The following is a 17,001-nucleotide window of genomic DNA, read 5'->3' as shown; positions in this document are numbered from 1 at the left end:
CTTTAAGAACTACTAACGCACACAATATTGATCGACATCAGGTTTGCGGCCAAATGTTGGGCCTGTCATGTCGAGCATTGGCATTTGAGGCTGCCTCGTCATCTTTAATTTATAACTGTCCTAGCGATTTTCTGTGAACGTTAATCGCTAAATTAGGGGTCTGGTAATGTGTCAATATGACAGACAAGATCTCAATCAGGTCATAAAAATGAAATGGCGGTACTAATGATGTTACCCGTGCACAACTTTACAAATAACCGATCGGTATCAAAACCTAACTGGGTATTCCATCCATTAAAGGGCTATTTGAATTTGGGGATGTTTTCAATGGTGTTGCTATTCATGACTTTATTGTCGTTTACCGCTAACGCCACCGCACCGGAAGCCGTTTTGCCATCGAAAACATATTATAAATTTGCCACAGTCGAGGGCAAACGTATTTTTTATCGAGAAGCAGGGCAGCATCCCAAACAAACCATAGTTTTACTTCATGGTTATCCTTCATCATCGCATTCTTACAGAGAATTGATCCCCTTATTATCGGGTCGTTACCACATCATAGCCCCTGATTACCTCGGTTCTGGTTATAGCGACCGCCCAGATCCAAGCACCCAAAAATACAGCTTCAACCTGTTAGCAACCTATGTTGCTGGGTTATTAGAGACACTTAATGTGCAGCGTTACACTCTTTATATGCAGGACTTTGGCGCCCCGGTAGGATTTAGAATGCTTCTGAACAACTCACAGGAACTCGAGGCCTTAATAATTCAAAATGGAAATGCTTATTTAGATGGGTTAACGCCATCTAGACAAGCCTTTTTTAAAACGGCCAAGGAAGACAACTCTACGCTGCAATTAGATAAGCTTTATGGGTTTACTGGGCAACAAGCCATCGTCAATAAACAGTATTTACGCGACGTGCAAAGCGCGCCAGAAACGATGAATCCGGATAGCAGGAGCCACGATCTACACTTTTTACACAGCGATAAAGATAGATTGATTCAGGTTCAGTTATTGCAAGATTATTATAACAACTTGCTAGATTATCCGTTGTGGCAAGCATACCTACGTCGTTACCAACCACCGACATTAATTGTGTGGGGTCAAAACGATCCGGCTTTTATCGCGGATGGCGCAAAAGCCTATCTGAGAGATGTGCCTAATGCAGAATTGCATTTATTAGATGCTGGTCATTTTGCGGTAGAAGAAAAACCCGTTGAAATAGCGAAGCACATTACTAATTTTATGCATAAGTTGCGTGCAAAAAATAACATGCCACTCGAGCAATGAGCCAACCAATCAAGCGAATTTAACGAGTACAGGGCGCAGCAAAAATTGAGATTCACATTGCCAGCCGTTTGATGAGTTAACCGTCTGTTCGTTATCGGTAAAATATTCACAGTAGGGTATGAAAGCACTGCAGGTTAAAAACAATAGACACTTGGTATTATTTTGATTAGTGACGAAGATGACAGGATTCATAAGGCCTGAAGGGGAGGGCGGTTACATATTTCATGCTGGTGTGTTTTATGCTTTGTCAGGTTAACCGAATACTTTCGATGAGCCTGAGTTCAGGATACAAACATTATTTCGACGCGGAGGATATTATGAATAAACAGTTACTATCAGCATTAATCGGTTCTATGACGTTGGCATTAAGCACGGCAAGTTTCGCTAGCGATATGAGTGACAGCGGCAAAACTGTCATTATGAACGACCTGCAAAGTGGCGAAAGTATTGGCAGTATTATTGTCAGTGATTACGATGATGATGGTGTAGTGTTCACACCAAACCTAAGCGGGTTAACACCGGGCATTCACGGCTTTCATATTCATCAAAATGGCGATTGTTCGCCCGCCATGAAAGACGGTAAGAATGTGTTAGGCGCAGCTGCAGGAGGGCATTTTAATCCCGAGAATACCGGTAAACACTCTGTTCCATGGTCAGAAAAAGGTCACGAAGGGGATTTACCCACCTTGTTTGTCGATGAGAACGGTAAAGCGAAGCAGGCGGTTTTTGCCCCTGAACTTGAACTTGATGACATTGAAGGGCGCGCAATCATGATCCACGCCAATGGTGACAACTATTCAGATTCACCTAAACCTTTAGGTGGTGGCGGCGAACGGATCGCATGCGGCGTTATTTCAAAATGATTAAGTAAGTTATTTAATGGCTGTGGTTTACCGTCATCCTAATATATTAAAGCGACTAATGAGTCGCTTTTTTATGCTTATAATCTTGATATTCAAGCCATAACTTGAATTCTTGATAGTCGTCAGTGTTTTGCTCTTTAGCCGCTCTCCATGACTTGAACATTTCAAATTCATCACTTTTTGGTAAAACTGCTTGGCTATTGCTCAAACTTGATACGGTTTTGTATGTTTCCGAATGGTTATTTTGGACCGTCGCGCCAATGGCCTGATAATTTTTAGCTGCAGGTTTCACATCGTCAGTGGTTTTTTCTGCAAAAATTTTACTCAATGAAAACTCGCCTTTCTCACCAGAAAAGACCCCTGGACCATCGAGTTCTTCTTGGGCGATTACATGGCTTGTTATACTGAGGCTAACCAAACCAGCTAGGACAACGATACGAGTTGTGGCGTTAAATAAAAACATAATAAACCTTTATCTCGGTTGTAGGCAGAATGAAAAAGTTAGATGCCAAGAACGGATATATTTATGGCATCAGGCATTTTAGATGAGTATTTACGCTAACCTAGCGTGTGGTTAAAAACGAACCATACCACCAAGCGCTAACGCGTTGAAACTTTCTTGATCGTCGGTGTCGCCTTTGGTTGCTTGCACCCACAAGCTTACGCCGCCCACGGGGGTGAAGTGATAAGCGACAGTACTACGGGTATGATCTGCTCCTGATATGCCAGACGCATCTTCAGAACCGTAATTACCCATACTATAGCTGACGGCATGTTTGCCTTGGGTGTAACCTAGCTTCCAGTTAAGAAAGTCACGGTCACTGCCGTCTAACTGATCTGCTACGCCATAAGTTGCAGTGAAATTCACACCGGAGTCATGTAGATAACCGGCTAAAATACCGTAGCCACTTTCTGCACCGAAGAAGCCTGCTGTGCCATTTCCGTCGATATCTGCTTGTGGATCTTCGTCGTTGTCTGCATCACCATAATCCACAGACCATGCGTTAACGCGCCAACCATTGGCTGAGTATTTCACCGCTAACTCATAACTGCTGTCTTCCCCATATTGGGCATAAAACTTAGCGCCTTCAAGAAAAGTCGGTGACTCATAGACAATGCGTTCACTAAAGATTGACTGGGCCTGAACAAATGGTGTTTGACTTTCGCCAGCTGGACCGCGGCGGGTCGAACCAAAACGTTGGCTCATACCAAGTGGGTCAGACCACCAAGTGCCTGATTGGTCAACATCAGATACGATCCATGTGATACTGGCGCCCGTACCCAGTTTAACTTTACCGAACGCTCCTTGAACCCATAACTCTTGAATACGGTTACGTGAGTTAGTGCCGTCTTGTAGGATGTTAGATACCCCCTCATCTAAACCGATTTCAACTTGGGCACCAAAAGTCAGTTCTTTGTATTTAACGGACCCTTTTACCCCAATAGTCGACTCGGCAAATTCATGGCGACCAAAATACAGGTCATCAGAAGTATCGTCTTTAATAATGTTATATAGCACTCGGCCATAAGCGGTGACTTCAGCTTGAGCTGATTGGCTAGCAACCAGTGGAGATAGCATGGCTAACGCGAGCATAGATTTTTTCATGTGTGTCCTATGTGTGTGTTATTGCAATATAAGATATTCAGGGAACAAAATGACCAGTAATAAAACCAATACCTGCATCAGGATAAAGGGAATAACACCTTTATAAATGGTGGTCGTTTTAAGTGATTTAGGTGCCACGCCTTTTAGATAAAACAGACTGAATCCAAAGGGTGGGGTTGAAAATGACGTTTGTAAGTTCATTGAAATTAAGATAGCGAACCAAATCAAATCGATGTCCAGTAACATGGCTACGGGTGTCAATATAGGCACCACTAGGAACGAAATCTCAATAAAATCGATGAAGAAACCCAGTAGCATAATTGTCAACATCGCAAGAATAATGAACGTCCATTTATCACCGGGTAGTTGGGTGAAAAAGTCTTCTACTAGATATTCACTACCGGAGTAACTAAAGACCATGGAAAATGCTGTTGCGCCCACCAGTACTGCGAATATCATGGCGGTTACCTTAACGGTTTCACCCGATATTTCATGTACCCTCTTGAATGAAAAGCGGCCATAAATTGCCGACAACACCAATGCACCTACAGCGCCGATAGCCGATGATTCGGTAGGCGTTGCAATACCGGTAAAAATTGAACCTAATACGGTTACAATCAACAACAACGGCGGGAAGATATCTTTAACCGCTTGTACCAGAATGGTGCGCCTGTCTTCGGTCACTTCAATTGGAGGACAGTATTCTGGTTTTATTTTACCCAAAATCAAAATATACAGGGTGTAAACGACTATCAGTAAAACCCCAGGTATCACAGCCGCACGAAACAAATCGCCAACCGGTACTCCCATTACATCACCTAATATTATTAAGATAATAGAAGGTGGAATAATCTGCCCTAATGTTCCGGCGGCGCATATTACACCAGCTGCCGTGGGTTGGTGATAATTATTTTTTAACATCACAGGCAGCGAAATTACGCCCATAGCAACGACACTTGCGCCAACCACACCGGTTGAAGCTGCAAGCAAAGCGCCGACGATTATAGTGGAAACCGCCACACCCCCTGAAATACCGCCAAATAGCTTGGCTGATGATTCGAGTAAGCGTTCTGCAAGGCCGGTTTTTTGTAACACTATGCCCATAAATACAAACATGGGAATAGCCATCATAGTGGTGTTTTCCATGATGCTCATGATGCGGTATGGCATGAAAGCAAATAGATCTGCGCCTAAGACGATGACCCCTATCAGTACAGAGACACCCGCAAAAGTAAATGCAACGGAGTAGCCGAGAAATAAGCACAAAAGTGCAATGCCAAATAAAACTAAACCTGTCATTAAAGTGCATCCTTATGTTGCCCAGATGGTACATCAGGGCCGGTTAGGCGCTGAATTTGTTCCAACATGACGTAGAAGGTGCATAAGATAAGAAACACAGACGACGCAGGAATGACGCCACGAATAATAAAGCGGTGGGGTAAACCGCCGGGATCAGCACTACCTTCACCCATTTCATAGGCTTCAAGGGTGTAGTCCCAGCTGTAGTAAAGGATCAATATGGTAACGGGCAGTACAAACAGCAGTGCACCAAATAAATTAATATAAGCTTGAAGGCGAGGACTAAAGTTGTCGTACAGTACATCAACTCGCACGTGGCAATCGGTCTTTAAGGTGTAACCAATACCAAACATAAACATGGCAGCAAACAAATGCCATTCAAGCTCTTGCATGCCGATGCTAACTTCGTTAAAGAAATAGCGCATCACCACGTCATAAAACACGTTCAAAATCATTAACATCATCAGCAAACTGCAGAGATGACCTACGCCATCTATAAACTTGCCTAGTAATTTAACGACTGAATTCATAATAAATCTCTGACATGCGACTACCGAGCACAAAACACTTTTTAACCAAGCGAGATGTGCTGATAGCAGGCCAATCGTATGGTTACTTTTCATCCTCGAAACTTTCTAAATAAGCTTGGTCAGCAAACTTAGTCCAAGCACGAACTTGCTGTTGATAACGTATAATCGACTCTAAAATTTTATTGGTTTTGGGAGCTTTGGCTGCAAATTCAGCGAGTAGCTCGTCGTTTGCTGCACGGATCGCTTTCATGACAGGTTTTGGAAAGGTACGAATTTTTATGTTCGGGTAATCGGTTTGCAGTGCTTTAAGGTTGACGCCGTTCTCATGGGTAGATTGTGAATACATGTCATAAGCGGCGGTTTTCATTGCGATCGTTAATATTTTTTGTAAATCAGCGGGTAACGAGTCATAGGCTTTCTGATTAACCATAAACTGCAACTCTGTTGCTGGTTCTTGCCAGCCGGTGTAGTAATAAGGCGCTATTTTGTGAAACCTCATACGTAGATCCAGTGACGGGCCAACCCACTCAAGTGCATCGATGGTGTTGCGTTCTAATGCGGTGTAAAGTTCGGCAGAAGGTATATTGGTTGGGCTGGCGCCCAGTTTAGCCAATACTTCACGCGAAACCTGGAATACGCATTTTCAACCCTTTCAAGTCGTCCACTGTGTTGATTTCTTTTCTAAACCAGCCACCCATTTGTACCCCAGTATTACCGCCTGGGAATGACAAAATGCCGTCATGCCGAATGGGACAGTTGTGAAGAATAGGGTATTGAAGTCTTTGCCTTTCGAATAATAGGAAGCAGAATGGCCCATTTGATATTGGCCACTTTTAACGAAATCAAAAATACCTAGCGCAGATTTATGTTTGTTGGCTGAATCAATGCGTATGGTTAGTCTACCATCTGACATTTCTTCCACCATTTTAGCCATATTTTTGCTAGCATCACCAAAATACTGACGTACTACCTAGTGACAGATGAATATCGTGATTTGTCTAATCAAAGCGTTGATACATTAGAAAGTTTCCTGATTGAGCAAAAGCATCAAGAACTCAAGAATTATACGTTTTTAGCGGTATCCGCCATGACCGATGCTTACCAAAACAGTGATATAGATGATGGGGAAGCTAAGGCACGAGTCACAGAGATTATTCATAACATGACTTATAGCGGTGCTGACGGGTATTTTTTTGTGTATGACGGAGAAGGTAACGGCGTAGTGCATCCTAAAGAACCTTATCGAGTTGGGGAGAATTGGTGGGACTTAGAAAGTGAGCAGGGCGATAAAACCGTTCAAATATTAATTAGAAATGCCAAAGCCGGTGGTGGATTTTATCGTTACCCTTGGCGTAAACCATCGTCAGATGAAATGTCTGAAAAAATGGGCTATTCAGTATTTTTGGAAAAGTGGAACTGGATGATCGGAACGGGTGTGTACTTAGATGATGTAAACAACCAATTAAATAAACTGCAACGTGAAATAGACCAACATATTAATAAAACCAAGCAGATTATTTTGCTGGTGGCCATGTCTTCGATATTTGTCATCTTTCTACTTGGACTCATTCTAAACTTAAGCAAAAAAAAGAAAACAGATCAAAAAATCAGTGAGTTAGGCCTTAAGATAATTAATATGCAAGAAGAAGAGCGTCGGCATATTTCCCGATAATTACATGATGGTATCGATTAAGTATTCGCTGGAAGCCACCGGCCTATGGTTAGCGAAAGCGAAGGTTGATAAACCACAGCCCCTTGAGCATGCACAAAGTAATTTACGAGACGCGATCAATGAAATTAGGCGTATTTCTCACCATTTACACCCAAGAATTTTGGATGAACTGGGCTTATCTGCGGCTATGGATGCCCTTGCTGTAGAGTTTAGTGAGCAAACTGGCATTGCCGTCAACATCACCAAACCAGCGGTACGTAAATTAGTACAAGACAGTATTAGTACGACCTTGTATAGGGTTGTACAAGAGTCTCTGATCAACGTGCAAAAGCATGCCCACGCTACAGAAGTCAATATCGATATGTCCATCAAAGACAAGTGGTTAACGTTGAGCATCAGTGATAACGGCCGAGGATTTGATAGCCAATTAAATGACAAAACTGACGAGTACGGGATTGGGTTACGTAACTTGGCAGAGCGGGTTGAGTATCACTTAGGCGAATTTAGTGTGCAATCATCATCAAGCGGTACCCTAATAAAGGCACGTATCCCAAAAACTAGCTACGCTAATAATCAAACTGTGACAAAAGGCACTCTTGCATGAGCACAATACAACCTGAGCTACCCACCCGTATTTTATTGGTTGATGATCACCCCATGGTGCAAGGGGGCTTGAGCGCGTGTTTGTCGTTTTATGATGATATCGAGATAGTCGGGATGACGCATGATGGAAAAGACGCACTGGAAAAGGCCTTAGCATTAAAACCAGATGTGATCCTAATGGATATCAGCATGCCTTCTATGAACGGAATTGATGCAACCGAAATCATTACCGATCGTTTAGAAGATACTAAAGTACTGATCTTTAGTATGCATGACAGTGCGGAATTTGTTACTAGCTCTATTCAAGCAGGTGCGTCGGGTTATATCTTAAAAGACACCACGTCAGAAGAGGTGTATTACGCCATTAAAGCGGTGGCGAAAGGGCAGACGCATTTCAGTAGCTCGATAGCGAAAATGTTAATTGATAAGCCTGCCAAGGACACCAGTCAAAAACTCACGACTCGCGAGCAACTGATACTTACCCATGTAGCACAAGGAAAATCTAGTAAAGAAATAGCACGGATTTTGAATATCAGTTTTCGTACGGTTGAAGCCCACAGACGCAACATGAAAAGCAAGCTTAATATTGAATCATTGGCGGAACTGATTTGTTATGCGGTCGATCACGGCCTAGTCGATAAATAAACATTTAAGTATTACACCAATGCTAACCACACACCGACACCGATTAATAAACTGCCAGCAATACGGTTCATCCAGCGTATATTGTCATTGCGATTAAGAAACATGCGTAAACTTTTACCGCCGGTGGCATAAATCAACATACATACAAATTCGCTCAACATGATTAAGCCAACGAGTACCATAAGCTGTCCCGTTAACGGTTTAGATAAACTAATAAAAGGTGGTAATAAGCTGACCATAAACGCCCAGCCTTTAGGGTTTGCAATGGCGGTGATAAAACCTTGAGAGGCAAGCCCGATACGTGAGGCTGGACCTGTGGGGGTATCGCCAGTGTTCATGTGTCCTTTGGCGATGAACATCTTAGTGCCCAAATAACCTAAATAAGCTGCGCCGAGCCATTTAAAAACCTGAAACACAGCGGGATAATTTAACATGATACTGGCTACGCCGACTACCGCAGCTATGGCGACTAATGCCACGCCAAATACTTCACCTAACATCATCCACAATGTGCGGCGCACACCCACACTCATGCCTAAGGTCATGGCAAGGGTCATACACATGCCTGGAGTAATAGAAACAAAGAAAAATGTCGGTATAAAAACAGCGAGTATGGTTAAATCAGGCATTCACAAAACATTCCATATGAAAGACTCAAGCACAGCCCGTCAGTCTACTAATATTTGACCAATATGCGAACGGTTTACGTTGCAACTTAACGAATATTTTTTAAAATAATTATATTTAACAGTGTGTTAACAAGATGGTTGCGGTGGGGGAACAGGTTTGAATAAATGGCTATGAAGGGTTGTATTTCTATATCAATCAACAAAGACACAAGGGGCTGGCCCTTGTATCTAATGATTTTTCACGCCTTCAGTTAAGGCATTTGTTGGCAGCTGACTTGATTATTTAGTTGCTCAAGAAGCCACATTATCCATTTCAACTTCCATCTCTTTAACGGGGCGCACAGTCAATAATTTACGCAGCGCTGATACAATGAAAAAGGTCGTTTCCATGGGAGAGCGATTATAAAAACTGTCCCAAGCTTGACCTTTGAATTCCGAGTAATTTGCTATGCGCTCAGGGTGTAATTCACCATAGGCGAGGTGAACAGCATGACCGATAGTGACATCAATCGTCAGCGCTTCGTCTACTTGCAAACTTGGGTTCTGTTCGAAAAACCTGCCCAGTGCACTTAATGTTTCAACCGTCAGTTGTCTATATTCAGGTGCCTGAATATTATTCAACATCTGCTCGATAAGCAGCGCAAACGCAGCTTCTCCTTGGGTCATATCGCTTAGCACCATGTCGCTGGCTATGCGATTACGTTTATCCATTTTGTTACCAATCACTAGACCTGTCGTATGCTTAAAAATACTCCATACTTGAGGAATAAAACCGGCAGGTCTTCTGTCAATAACACCTTGATGTTGTCGCCAAACGTACCAACCCTCAGTTGGTTCTGACAGCTCTTCTAAACCCAGATCTTGATCCCAATCGAGCTTGCCTGAATGGCATTCCGCATGCAGCTCTTCGAGCTTCATGGGAAGGTCTGTTAAGTTTTGGTACTCCTCAAGCACAGCTTCAATTTGATCCTGAATATCTGACGGGGCCAAGTTCATAATATGTTCGTATGCTTCATCTGGCGTCTTATGATGTTCACGAGAAATCTGACTGGTGAGCAAAATAATCAGGTAACTAACACGCACAGTCAACAATTCACTAAATAGCTTAGGTCGTGCTTTGACTAACATGCCTAAGCACAAGAGTACTTCTTGCGTTAATACCTGGTCGCGCACATCTTCGCGGCAGAATTGACTGATTTTGGCAAGTAATTCATCATCTTGTAAAGTCTTAGATATTAATGAGTCATCACTGTAAGCGCGGCCAACTTGAATAAACTTTTGTGCCACAAGTAACGCACTGACTGCGAGCCCTAAATCACCATCAACTTTACCTAATAAGCCCGATGCATGGCGTAAAACAGACCATAAGCGCAAGCGACCTGCTTGCAAATAGACTTCTTCAATCAATGCTTTAATCGTGTGCTGTTGACCTTGGTAGCTGATCCTGGAGTCTACACCCAGCAGTTTACTCAGCGCGGCGAGCAAGGCTATCTGCTGATACAAGTTGTCGGATTTTTCTAAACGGGTAAGCAGGTCAGTTGTATCTGATGACACATCTATCTCGCGCTCTTGATCAGATGACAGTGCAATATGATGACCCGCAAGGGACAGGGTGCATGAATGGGAAAACAACTCGCTAAGGGGCTCACTTGGTAATATTAAATCATTCAATTGCTCAACCCGCTCCACAGCAGAAGTTGGGGTTAGCTGGGCCATTGTTCCGTGCTTGACGGGTACATCATCTACTTCCCCGGTAGCAATTTGAGCCATTAATTCGAAAAACGAGCTGCGCTCAGCCCCCAGTAAATTATGGGTCAGTAAAACGGTGACGGTGGGGCGGCCTACTTCGGTCCAATTACGGTGTAAATAGCTCAGCTCACTTTTAAAGCGACGCACCAGAAAATCAATGTCGTAACTTAAAAAGTACTCGTGTTGCATAAAAGAGGGGGTTAAACACACAGCTCGTTGTTTATTAAACATATACACCCGGCTTGTGGTTAGGCTTTTAAGCATACGCGGTATACGGCCGGTCAGGCCCAAACTATCACAGCGACCGACTTGTCCGTGCACGGCGGCGATGTCTTCTGGGCGATATACTTTGACAGGGGCAATATCACTTAAGGTTTCAGTGGCCACGCCATGTGCTGCTAGCTCTTGTTGTAGTGTTTCATCTTCTGATATAAATATTAATTGCACCACTGGCTTCATGGTTGGTTTGGCATGACGGCGTCCAAGGGGATCTAAATCTCCCGGGCGCAACAAGCCATCTTGTAACATGGAGCCAAGCAAGAATAGGCTTTGCGCCCACACTAAGGGCACGTTCTCATTAGGCAAGCGATCTTGTGATTGAGGAGCTGCTCGTTCCGCGTCAATAGACGCTTTAGGCACAAAATATAATTCAGGCAGTAATTTAAACCCATTCTGTTCTACAAGAACCTTATCTAAACGGTCACGATAATGGGCAATTTGCGGTTTATTATCGGAAAAAAGAGCATCTAAATACAGGTAGGCATAAAATAACGGCCATTCAGATTCAATGTTTTCAAACTGTTTCAGTTCTTTATCTTCGTAATGCAATCTTGCTTCATCTTCAAGTACCGTTTGATGACCATCACGTAAGAAGCGCTTCAGTCCATAGCGGCCCTCTAATTTAGTCACAATGTCGTGACGTACCTTATCTGCTAATGCTTTATCTTGCACTGCAAAAGCAGGAAAGCCGATAACGCTAAGCAAAGCAGCATCAATTTCTTTGGTGTTTGACTCCCTGGGTAACATGGCACTCAATGTGATATTAGATTGGGCAATGTTGTCTGGGATTACGTGGATCACCGAACTAAGGGAGCCCTTAGCACCATAAAGGTTAAAACCTGATAAGGCTTCAAGAGCCGCTTTTGCCATGCCCAACGAGCTGGCGTTTAATTCAACGCTACCGCTGTTACTTTTAGCGCCTCGCTCCCAAATACCAAAATCAGGCGTGCGGTACGCTCGCTCGATGTAGTACACCAAGTTTTGTACAAAACATACTTCTTCGTCTGACCAGATAACGTCAAGGCCAGACGCAATCATTTGGGTAAGTGTCAGCAGAAATACCGAGGTGGCATCAATTTGCAAATGGCCCCATTCAGAATCGCCCACCACGCTGTCACCCGTAGCGGTATCGTATTTTGCATGCAGCGCATCTATGGGTTGACGAGTTCTCTTAAAGGCTTCAACTTTCGTTGATTGCGCCATCATTGAGCGCAACAATCCACGCATCAGTTTGACTGTACGTTGTTGTAACTCGTAGCCTCGACCATTGTCATTATCTACATTACGATACGCTAGAGCTAAGCCCCATACCGCCAGTATGCTGTATACGTTGTCACGTACCCAAGCGTCTTGATAGTTACCATGCACAGTAATGGCAGTGCTAGCTGGCAGCAAGCCGCTCACAGGGTGTTGTTTGTCTAAAATGACAGACTTAATTTGCTGATAATACGCGTCGAGTTGCGTGTTTAGTTCGAGGTTTTGCATAGGGTATCCTAATAAATTCTGGAGAAGCAGGGAAAGGGCTTCTGAAAAATGCAGATTAACTTATCTGTAATACACAAATATGATAATCACGCGGTATAATTGGGTTTAATACAGGCTTTAAAATTTATATCATCTTATTGAACATGGTAAAATTACCCGTTAGTCGTATTTTTTGGATCGTTCCACCACTAATACAAAACATTCGAGCAAAAAATACGCCATATCTTTTTATCGGCCGTATTAGACCACTTAATTAGTGCCAAATTGTTACTGAGCACAACGCTGACAATATAATTCACTGTCGAGTGGCAAGCGTTGCTCATGTTCAGATCCGCACTTTCTTACGTATTTCTTTATTTTACTAATCTTAATCGTTTAAGTTTAGCGTGACCAGCACCCATTTATATTTAAGTGCAAGCTTGGTGCGCTTAAATATAATTGGGTGCAGATAGTAGGGGAAGCCTCGGGCCACTTTGATAAATCCTGACTTTAACGAGCATACCTAAAGCTTCTATTGACCTGAGTAAAGTAAAAAATACATTTGTTACAATTAAATGCTAATAGGAACTATTATCATTTGGTTATTTCTGAGATAATCACAGCATATCAAACAGGGGGAAAATTAAATCATGCGCAATGTAATCAAAGAATGTGTGACTTTCGTTCACCATTGGAACGAAACGTTATTTAGTTTTAAAACGACGCGCCAGAAATCATTTACCTTTGAAAGTGGTCAGTTTGTGATGATCGGTTTAGAGCTTGCTGGCAAACCACTGATGCGTGCATACAGTATTGCCAGTGCAAATTATGCAGACGAATTAGAGTTCTTTAGCATCAAAGTGCCAGATGGCGCGCTTACATCTGAACTGCAAAAAATTCAAGCCGGTGATGAGGTCATGTTAACGACGCGTGCAACGGGTACCTTAGTCGCGGGTTATCTACAACCGGGGAAAAATCTCTATTTATTGAGCACAGGTACAGGCTTAGCGCCTTTTATGAGTATTATTCAAGACCCAAATATCTACGATCAGTTTGAAAAAATTATTTTAGTGCATGGAGTACGCTGGGCGTCTGAGCTGGCATATCAACAAGAAATCGAAGTGGGTTTGCCAAACAACCCGTTTTTTTGGCGACATCGTACAAGATAAATTATTGTATTACCCAACGGTAACCCGAGAGCCTTATCAATATAACAGCTTGAAAAGCAATGATGGACTACGGGATCATGAAGGGCGTATCACCGAACTCTTGTTATCAAATAAGCTCAGCGGCGACTTAAATCTACCGAATATCGATCCTGAAAATGACCGTTTTATGCTGTGTGGTAACGACGCCATGCTCAAAGACTTAGCTAAAATATTGGACGACAAAGGATTCAGCAAAGCAAATTCTCGCTCTCAAGGCCATTACGTTATTGAACAAGCGTTTATTGAAAAATAACGGCAAATTAAATCGCAATATGTGCCATTTACTTCCATTGGGTAAATGGCATTTCATTCGCGTCAGCGACTCGGCTTAATTTATCGAAAAGGTTCTCAACTCAAACGTTTGACCCAAAGTTACTCATCCACTAGCACTTCAAAGCCTCCATAAATCATACGCTTTCCGTCAAAGGGCATGGGTGACTTTAGTGGGTCGAAGCGAGGGTCTTGCATACATTTCTGCATGCCTATGTCCCTGACCTCTTTCGACGGCCAGGTGATCCATGAAAATACTACAGTTTCATCGTCTTTCGCCTTCACAGCCAAGGGAAAAGACGTGAGCTCACCTTCCGGGACGTCATCCCCCCAACACTCTTTGCAAGCTAGCGCACCGTATTCTTGTTTGAAGATGTCAATACACTGCTTAGCATAAGCTTTGTATTGTTCTTTATTTATGCTGGGAACCGCGACAACAAAACCATCGATATAAGCCATATTTCACCTCGTGTGTTTATGTAGCATGTTAATTATTGCAATAGTGAGCACTATTAACACCATAGTGGGTTTAATAAGATAGTGATAGTTGCAACAGGGAACGAGAACAGTGAATGTGTGGCACAAGCATTGAGGTGTAACGGACTAATGGTGATGAAAAAAGCAGGCGCCATGATTTGCGCCTGCTTATCCATTTATTTGTGAATAGGGTAACAGAATATTCGTTAAGCAGATTTTGCGCTTTTTGCTGGCGCAAATAAACTTGGGCCAGCCGCTACCAAGGCTTTTCCATTGTCGGTATCTGTGAATTTATCGAAGTTGTCGACGAATAATTCAGCTAAGTTATTGGCTTTTTCACTCCATTGGCTTTCATGCTGATAAGTTTTACGTGGATCGAGAATATCTGTGTCCAATTCACCCAACCCTTGTGGTACCTGTAAATTAAATATCGGTAGTGTCGTGGTGGATGCTTCATCTAGGGAGCCATCTAGAATGGCATCAATGATGGCACGCGTTGCTTTGATAGAAATACGCTTGCCTGTGCCGTTCCAACCGGTATTGACCAAATACGCTTGGGCACCTGATGCTTGCATGCGGTTTTTAAGGACCTTGGCATACTGCGTAGGGTGCAAACTTAAAAAAGCCGCACCGAAACAGCTAGAAAAGGTCGGAGTCGGTTCAGTAATTCCGCGTTCCGTGCCGGCTAATTTAGCGGTGAATCCAGATAAGAAATAATACTGCGCTTGTTCAGGTGTCAATTTAGCAACAGCCGGAAGTACGCCGAATGCATCTGCGGTTAAGAAGATCACCTTATTGGCGTGACCCGCTCGAGATATCGGTTTAACGATATTGTCGATATGCTGAATGGGGTAAGAGACGCGGGTATTCTCAGTTTTACTATTATCGTCAAAATCAATTTTACCGTTTGCATCTACGGTTACATTTTCTAGTAGTGCGTCACGACGAATGGCATTGTAGATGTCAGGTTCGTTCTCTTTACTCAAGTTGATGGTTTTTGCATAACAACCACCTTCAAAATTAAATACCCCGTTGTCATCCCAGCCATGTTCATCATCGCCGATAAGTTCTCGGTTGGGATCCGTCGATAAGGTGGTTTTACCGGTTCCAGAAAGACCAAAAAATACGGCAACGTCACCTTCCTTGCCCACATTTGCACTGCAATGCATTGAGGCAATATTTTTAAGGGGTAACAGGTAGTTCATCATTGAGAACATACCCTTTTTCATTTCACCGCCATACCAAGTGCCGCCAATTAACTGGACTTTTTCAGTGAGATTAAAGGCAACAAAGTTCTCTGAATTTAATCCCTGGGCTTGCCAATTCGGGTTAGTGGTTTTTGCACCGTTCATAACGACAAAGTCAGGTTCGTAGTGGGCTAATTCTGCTTCGGTAGGACGAATAAACATGTTCTTTACAAAGTGTGCTTGCCAAGCCACTTCAGTGATAAAACGTACTTTCAGGCGGGTATCTTCATTCGCACCGCAATAAGTGTCTACCACAAATAAACGTTTGCCGCTGAGTTGCTCGGTGACTAAATTTTTTAACTCGCCCCAAACTTGTGGTGTGATGGGTTTATTATCGTTTTTCCCCTGATCTGACCACCATACGGTATCTTTAGATACGTCATCACGCACAATGTATTTGTCCTTCGGTGAGCGACCGGTAAACTTACCTGTGTTGACATTTACGGCACCCAATTCAGTGATCGTTCCTTTTTCATACCCTTCAAGTGAGGAGTTGGTGGTTTCCTCAAACAACAAGTCGTACGAGGGGTTATGTACAATTTCGGTAGCTTCGATAATGCCTAATTTGGCTAAATCAGTGGTCAATGTGTGTATAGTCATTAAATAACCCTTCGTTTGATAATGGCGGCGCGAACGTATATTTATGGTCGTGTTAGGCACGTAAGCCTGACCCGGTTAATACCTTAATGGCAGCTAGCTAGAGCGTTGTTAGCATAAGGCGTTACTCTGTGTAACAGTCGATACTATTCTAACCAATTTTGGACTCATTATGTAACCCATGTTGTAATAAAACATGTTGGATTTCATAAGTTCGAAATAAATTGTCATAAAGTTGCTATATTTCAAACTTTCATGCGTTTTATTTGCGCTTAAAGATAAAATATAAGTGATTTTAAACTTATCGTATTGGAATCTAAGTGAATTTTTTATTTCTTTAAATGTCTGATAAATAGTACTTATTTACATGCTTTTGCTTTTCGTGTGCAAGGCAGTCCAGTCTAATCACCACTTTCGAACCCTAGGCTTGTTTTTTGCTGCCTAACATACTGATATATTGATAACGACTATTTCTGTTGTATATCCTGAAAGTTTACAAGGTGAGCGAAGTTAACGTTGTTTCATCGTTATTTCCTGGTGGAAGTCGCGTTATAAACAAGGCAAATGTTCCTA

13 protein-coding genes and 2 pseudogenes are annotated in these 17,001 nt (G+C 42.8%); 6 read left to right on the top strand and 9 right to left on the bottom strand.

From position 1 onward, the window contains the following. Positions 1–342 precede the first annotated feature (342 nt). Positions 343–1,290 carry an alpha/beta fold hydrolase gene (locus GPLA_RS00525; protein ID WP_040513584.1) on the top strand — a complete coding sequence of 316 codons (948 nt, stop codon included), beginning with the start codon at positions 343–345 and terminating at the stop codon, positions 1,288–1,290. A gap of 317 nt (positions 1,291–1,607) precedes the next feature. Beyond that, positions 1,608–2,153 (top strand): superoxide dismutase family protein, encoded by a 546-nt coding sequence (sodC, locus tag GPLA_RS00520; RefSeq protein ID WP_007102835.1) that lies wholly within the window; start codon positions 1,608–1,610, stop codon positions 2,151–2,153. A 55-nt stretch (positions 2,154–2,208) separates the two neighbouring features. Here sodC and GPLA_RS00515 read toward each other — a convergent pair whose 3' ends face one another. From GPLA_RS00515 to GPLA_RS00495, 5 genes and pseudogenes are all read right to left on the bottom strand, one after another. Continuing rightward, the gene (locus GPLA_RS00515) at positions 2,209–2,616 is read right to left on the bottom strand and encodes a hypothetical protein (protein ID WP_007102834.1); all 408 of its coding nucleotides are present in this window, start codon (positions 2,614–2,616) and stop codon (positions 2,209–2,211) included. 111 nt (positions 2,617–2,727) lie between these two features. Then, complete coding sequence (locus GPLA_RS00510; RefSeq protein WP_007102833.1) at positions 2,728–3,759, bottom strand: porin family protein; 1,032 nt, start codon at positions 3,757–3,759, stop codon at positions 2,728–2,730. An 18-nt stretch (positions 3,760–3,777) separates the two neighbouring features. Then, positions 3,778–5,058 (bottom strand): TRAP transporter large permease, encoded by a 1,281-nt coding sequence (locus tag GPLA_RS00505; protein ID WP_007102832.1) that lies wholly within the window; start codon positions 5,056–5,058, stop codon positions 3,778–3,780. Next, entirely contained in the window at positions 5,058–5,588 is a 531-nt protein-coding gene (locus tag GPLA_RS00500; RefSeq protein WP_007102831.1) for a TRAP transporter small permease subunit, read from the bottom strand. Before GPLA_RS00500 ends, GPLA_RS00505 begins: the two co-directional genes overlap by 1 nt. Before the next feature lie 82 nt (positions 5,589–5,670). Next, positions 5,671–6,543, bottom strand: a pseudogene (locus GPLA_RS00495) (TRAP transporter substrate-binding protein); the annotation flags it as partial. An 18-nt stretch (positions 6,544–6,561) separates the two neighbouring features. Between GPLA_RS00495 and GPLA_RS23780 the strand changes: the two are divergent. From GPLA_RS23780 to GPLA_RS00485, 3 genes are read left to right on the top strand one after another with little or no spacing between them, the layout of a single operon-like run. Continuing rightward, positions 6,562–7,260: a cache domain-containing protein gene (locus GPLA_RS23780; protein WP_226993017.1), complete on the top strand. Its 699-nt coding sequence runs from the start codon at positions 6,562–6,564 to the stop codon at positions 7,258–7,260. A gap of 4 nt (positions 7,261–7,264) precedes the next feature. Beyond that, entirely contained in the window at positions 7,265–7,864 is a 600-nt protein-coding gene (locus GPLA_RS23775) for a sensor histidine kinase (RefSeq protein WP_226993016.1), read from the top strand. Beyond that, entirely contained in the window at positions 7,861–8,508 is a 648-nt protein-coding gene (locus tag GPLA_RS00485; RefSeq protein ID WP_007102830.1) for a response regulator, read from the top strand. The genes GPLA_RS23775 and GPLA_RS00485 overlap by 4 nt, the downstream gene beginning before the upstream one ends. A gap of 11 nt (positions 8,509–8,519) precedes the next feature. Here the strand turns inward: GPLA_RS00485 and GPLA_RS00480 are convergent, their stop codons facing one another. Further along, complete coding sequence (locus tag GPLA_RS00480) at positions 8,520–9,137, bottom strand: LysE family translocator (protein WP_007102829.1); 618 nt, start codon at positions 9,135–9,137, stop codon at positions 8,520–8,522. Positions 9,138–9,428: 291 nt separating this feature from the next. Next, positions 9,429–12,650, bottom strand: coding sequence for a glycoside hydrolase family 15 protein (locus GPLA_RS00475; protein ID WP_007102828.1), 3,222 nt, complete (start codon positions 12,648–12,650; stop codon positions 9,429–9,431). A 629-nt stretch (positions 12,651–13,279) separates the two neighbouring features. Here GPLA_RS00475 and GPLA_RS00470 point away from each other — a divergent pair. Further along, positions 13,280–14,090: pseudogene (locus GPLA_RS00470) on the top strand (ferredoxin--NADP reductase). Positions 14,091–14,209: 119 nt separating this feature from the next. On the opposite strand, the gene GPLA_RS00465 reads toward GPLA_RS00470, so the two are convergent. Together GPLA_RS00465 and pckA are read right to left on the bottom strand one after the other, a co-directional pair. Then, the gene (locus GPLA_RS00465; protein WP_007102826.1) at positions 14,210–14,566 is read right to left on the bottom strand and encodes a DUF1428 domain-containing protein; all 357 of its coding nucleotides are present in this window, start codon (positions 14,564–14,566) and stop codon (positions 14,210–14,212) included. Between the two features lie 224 nt (positions 14,567–14,790). Continuing rightward, positions 14,791–16,431 carry a phosphoenolpyruvate carboxykinase (ATP) gene (gene pckA, locus GPLA_RS00460; RefSeq protein ID WP_007102824.1) on the bottom strand — a complete coding sequence of 547 codons (1,641 nt, stop codon included), beginning with the start codon at positions 16,429–16,431 and terminating at the stop codon, positions 14,791–14,793. Positions 16,432–17,001: the final 570 nt, after the last annotated feature.

The sequence above is a fragment of the Paraglaciecola polaris LMG 21857 genome (genome assembly GCF_000315055.1).
In the GTDB taxonomy this organism is placed as follows: domain Bacteria; phylum Pseudomonadota; class Gammaproteobacteria; order Enterobacterales; family Alteromonadaceae; genus Paraglaciecola; species Paraglaciecola polaris.
The sequence above is the reverse complement of the archived record's forward strand: the minus strand, read 5'-3'. Positions and strand labels throughout refer to the sequence as shown.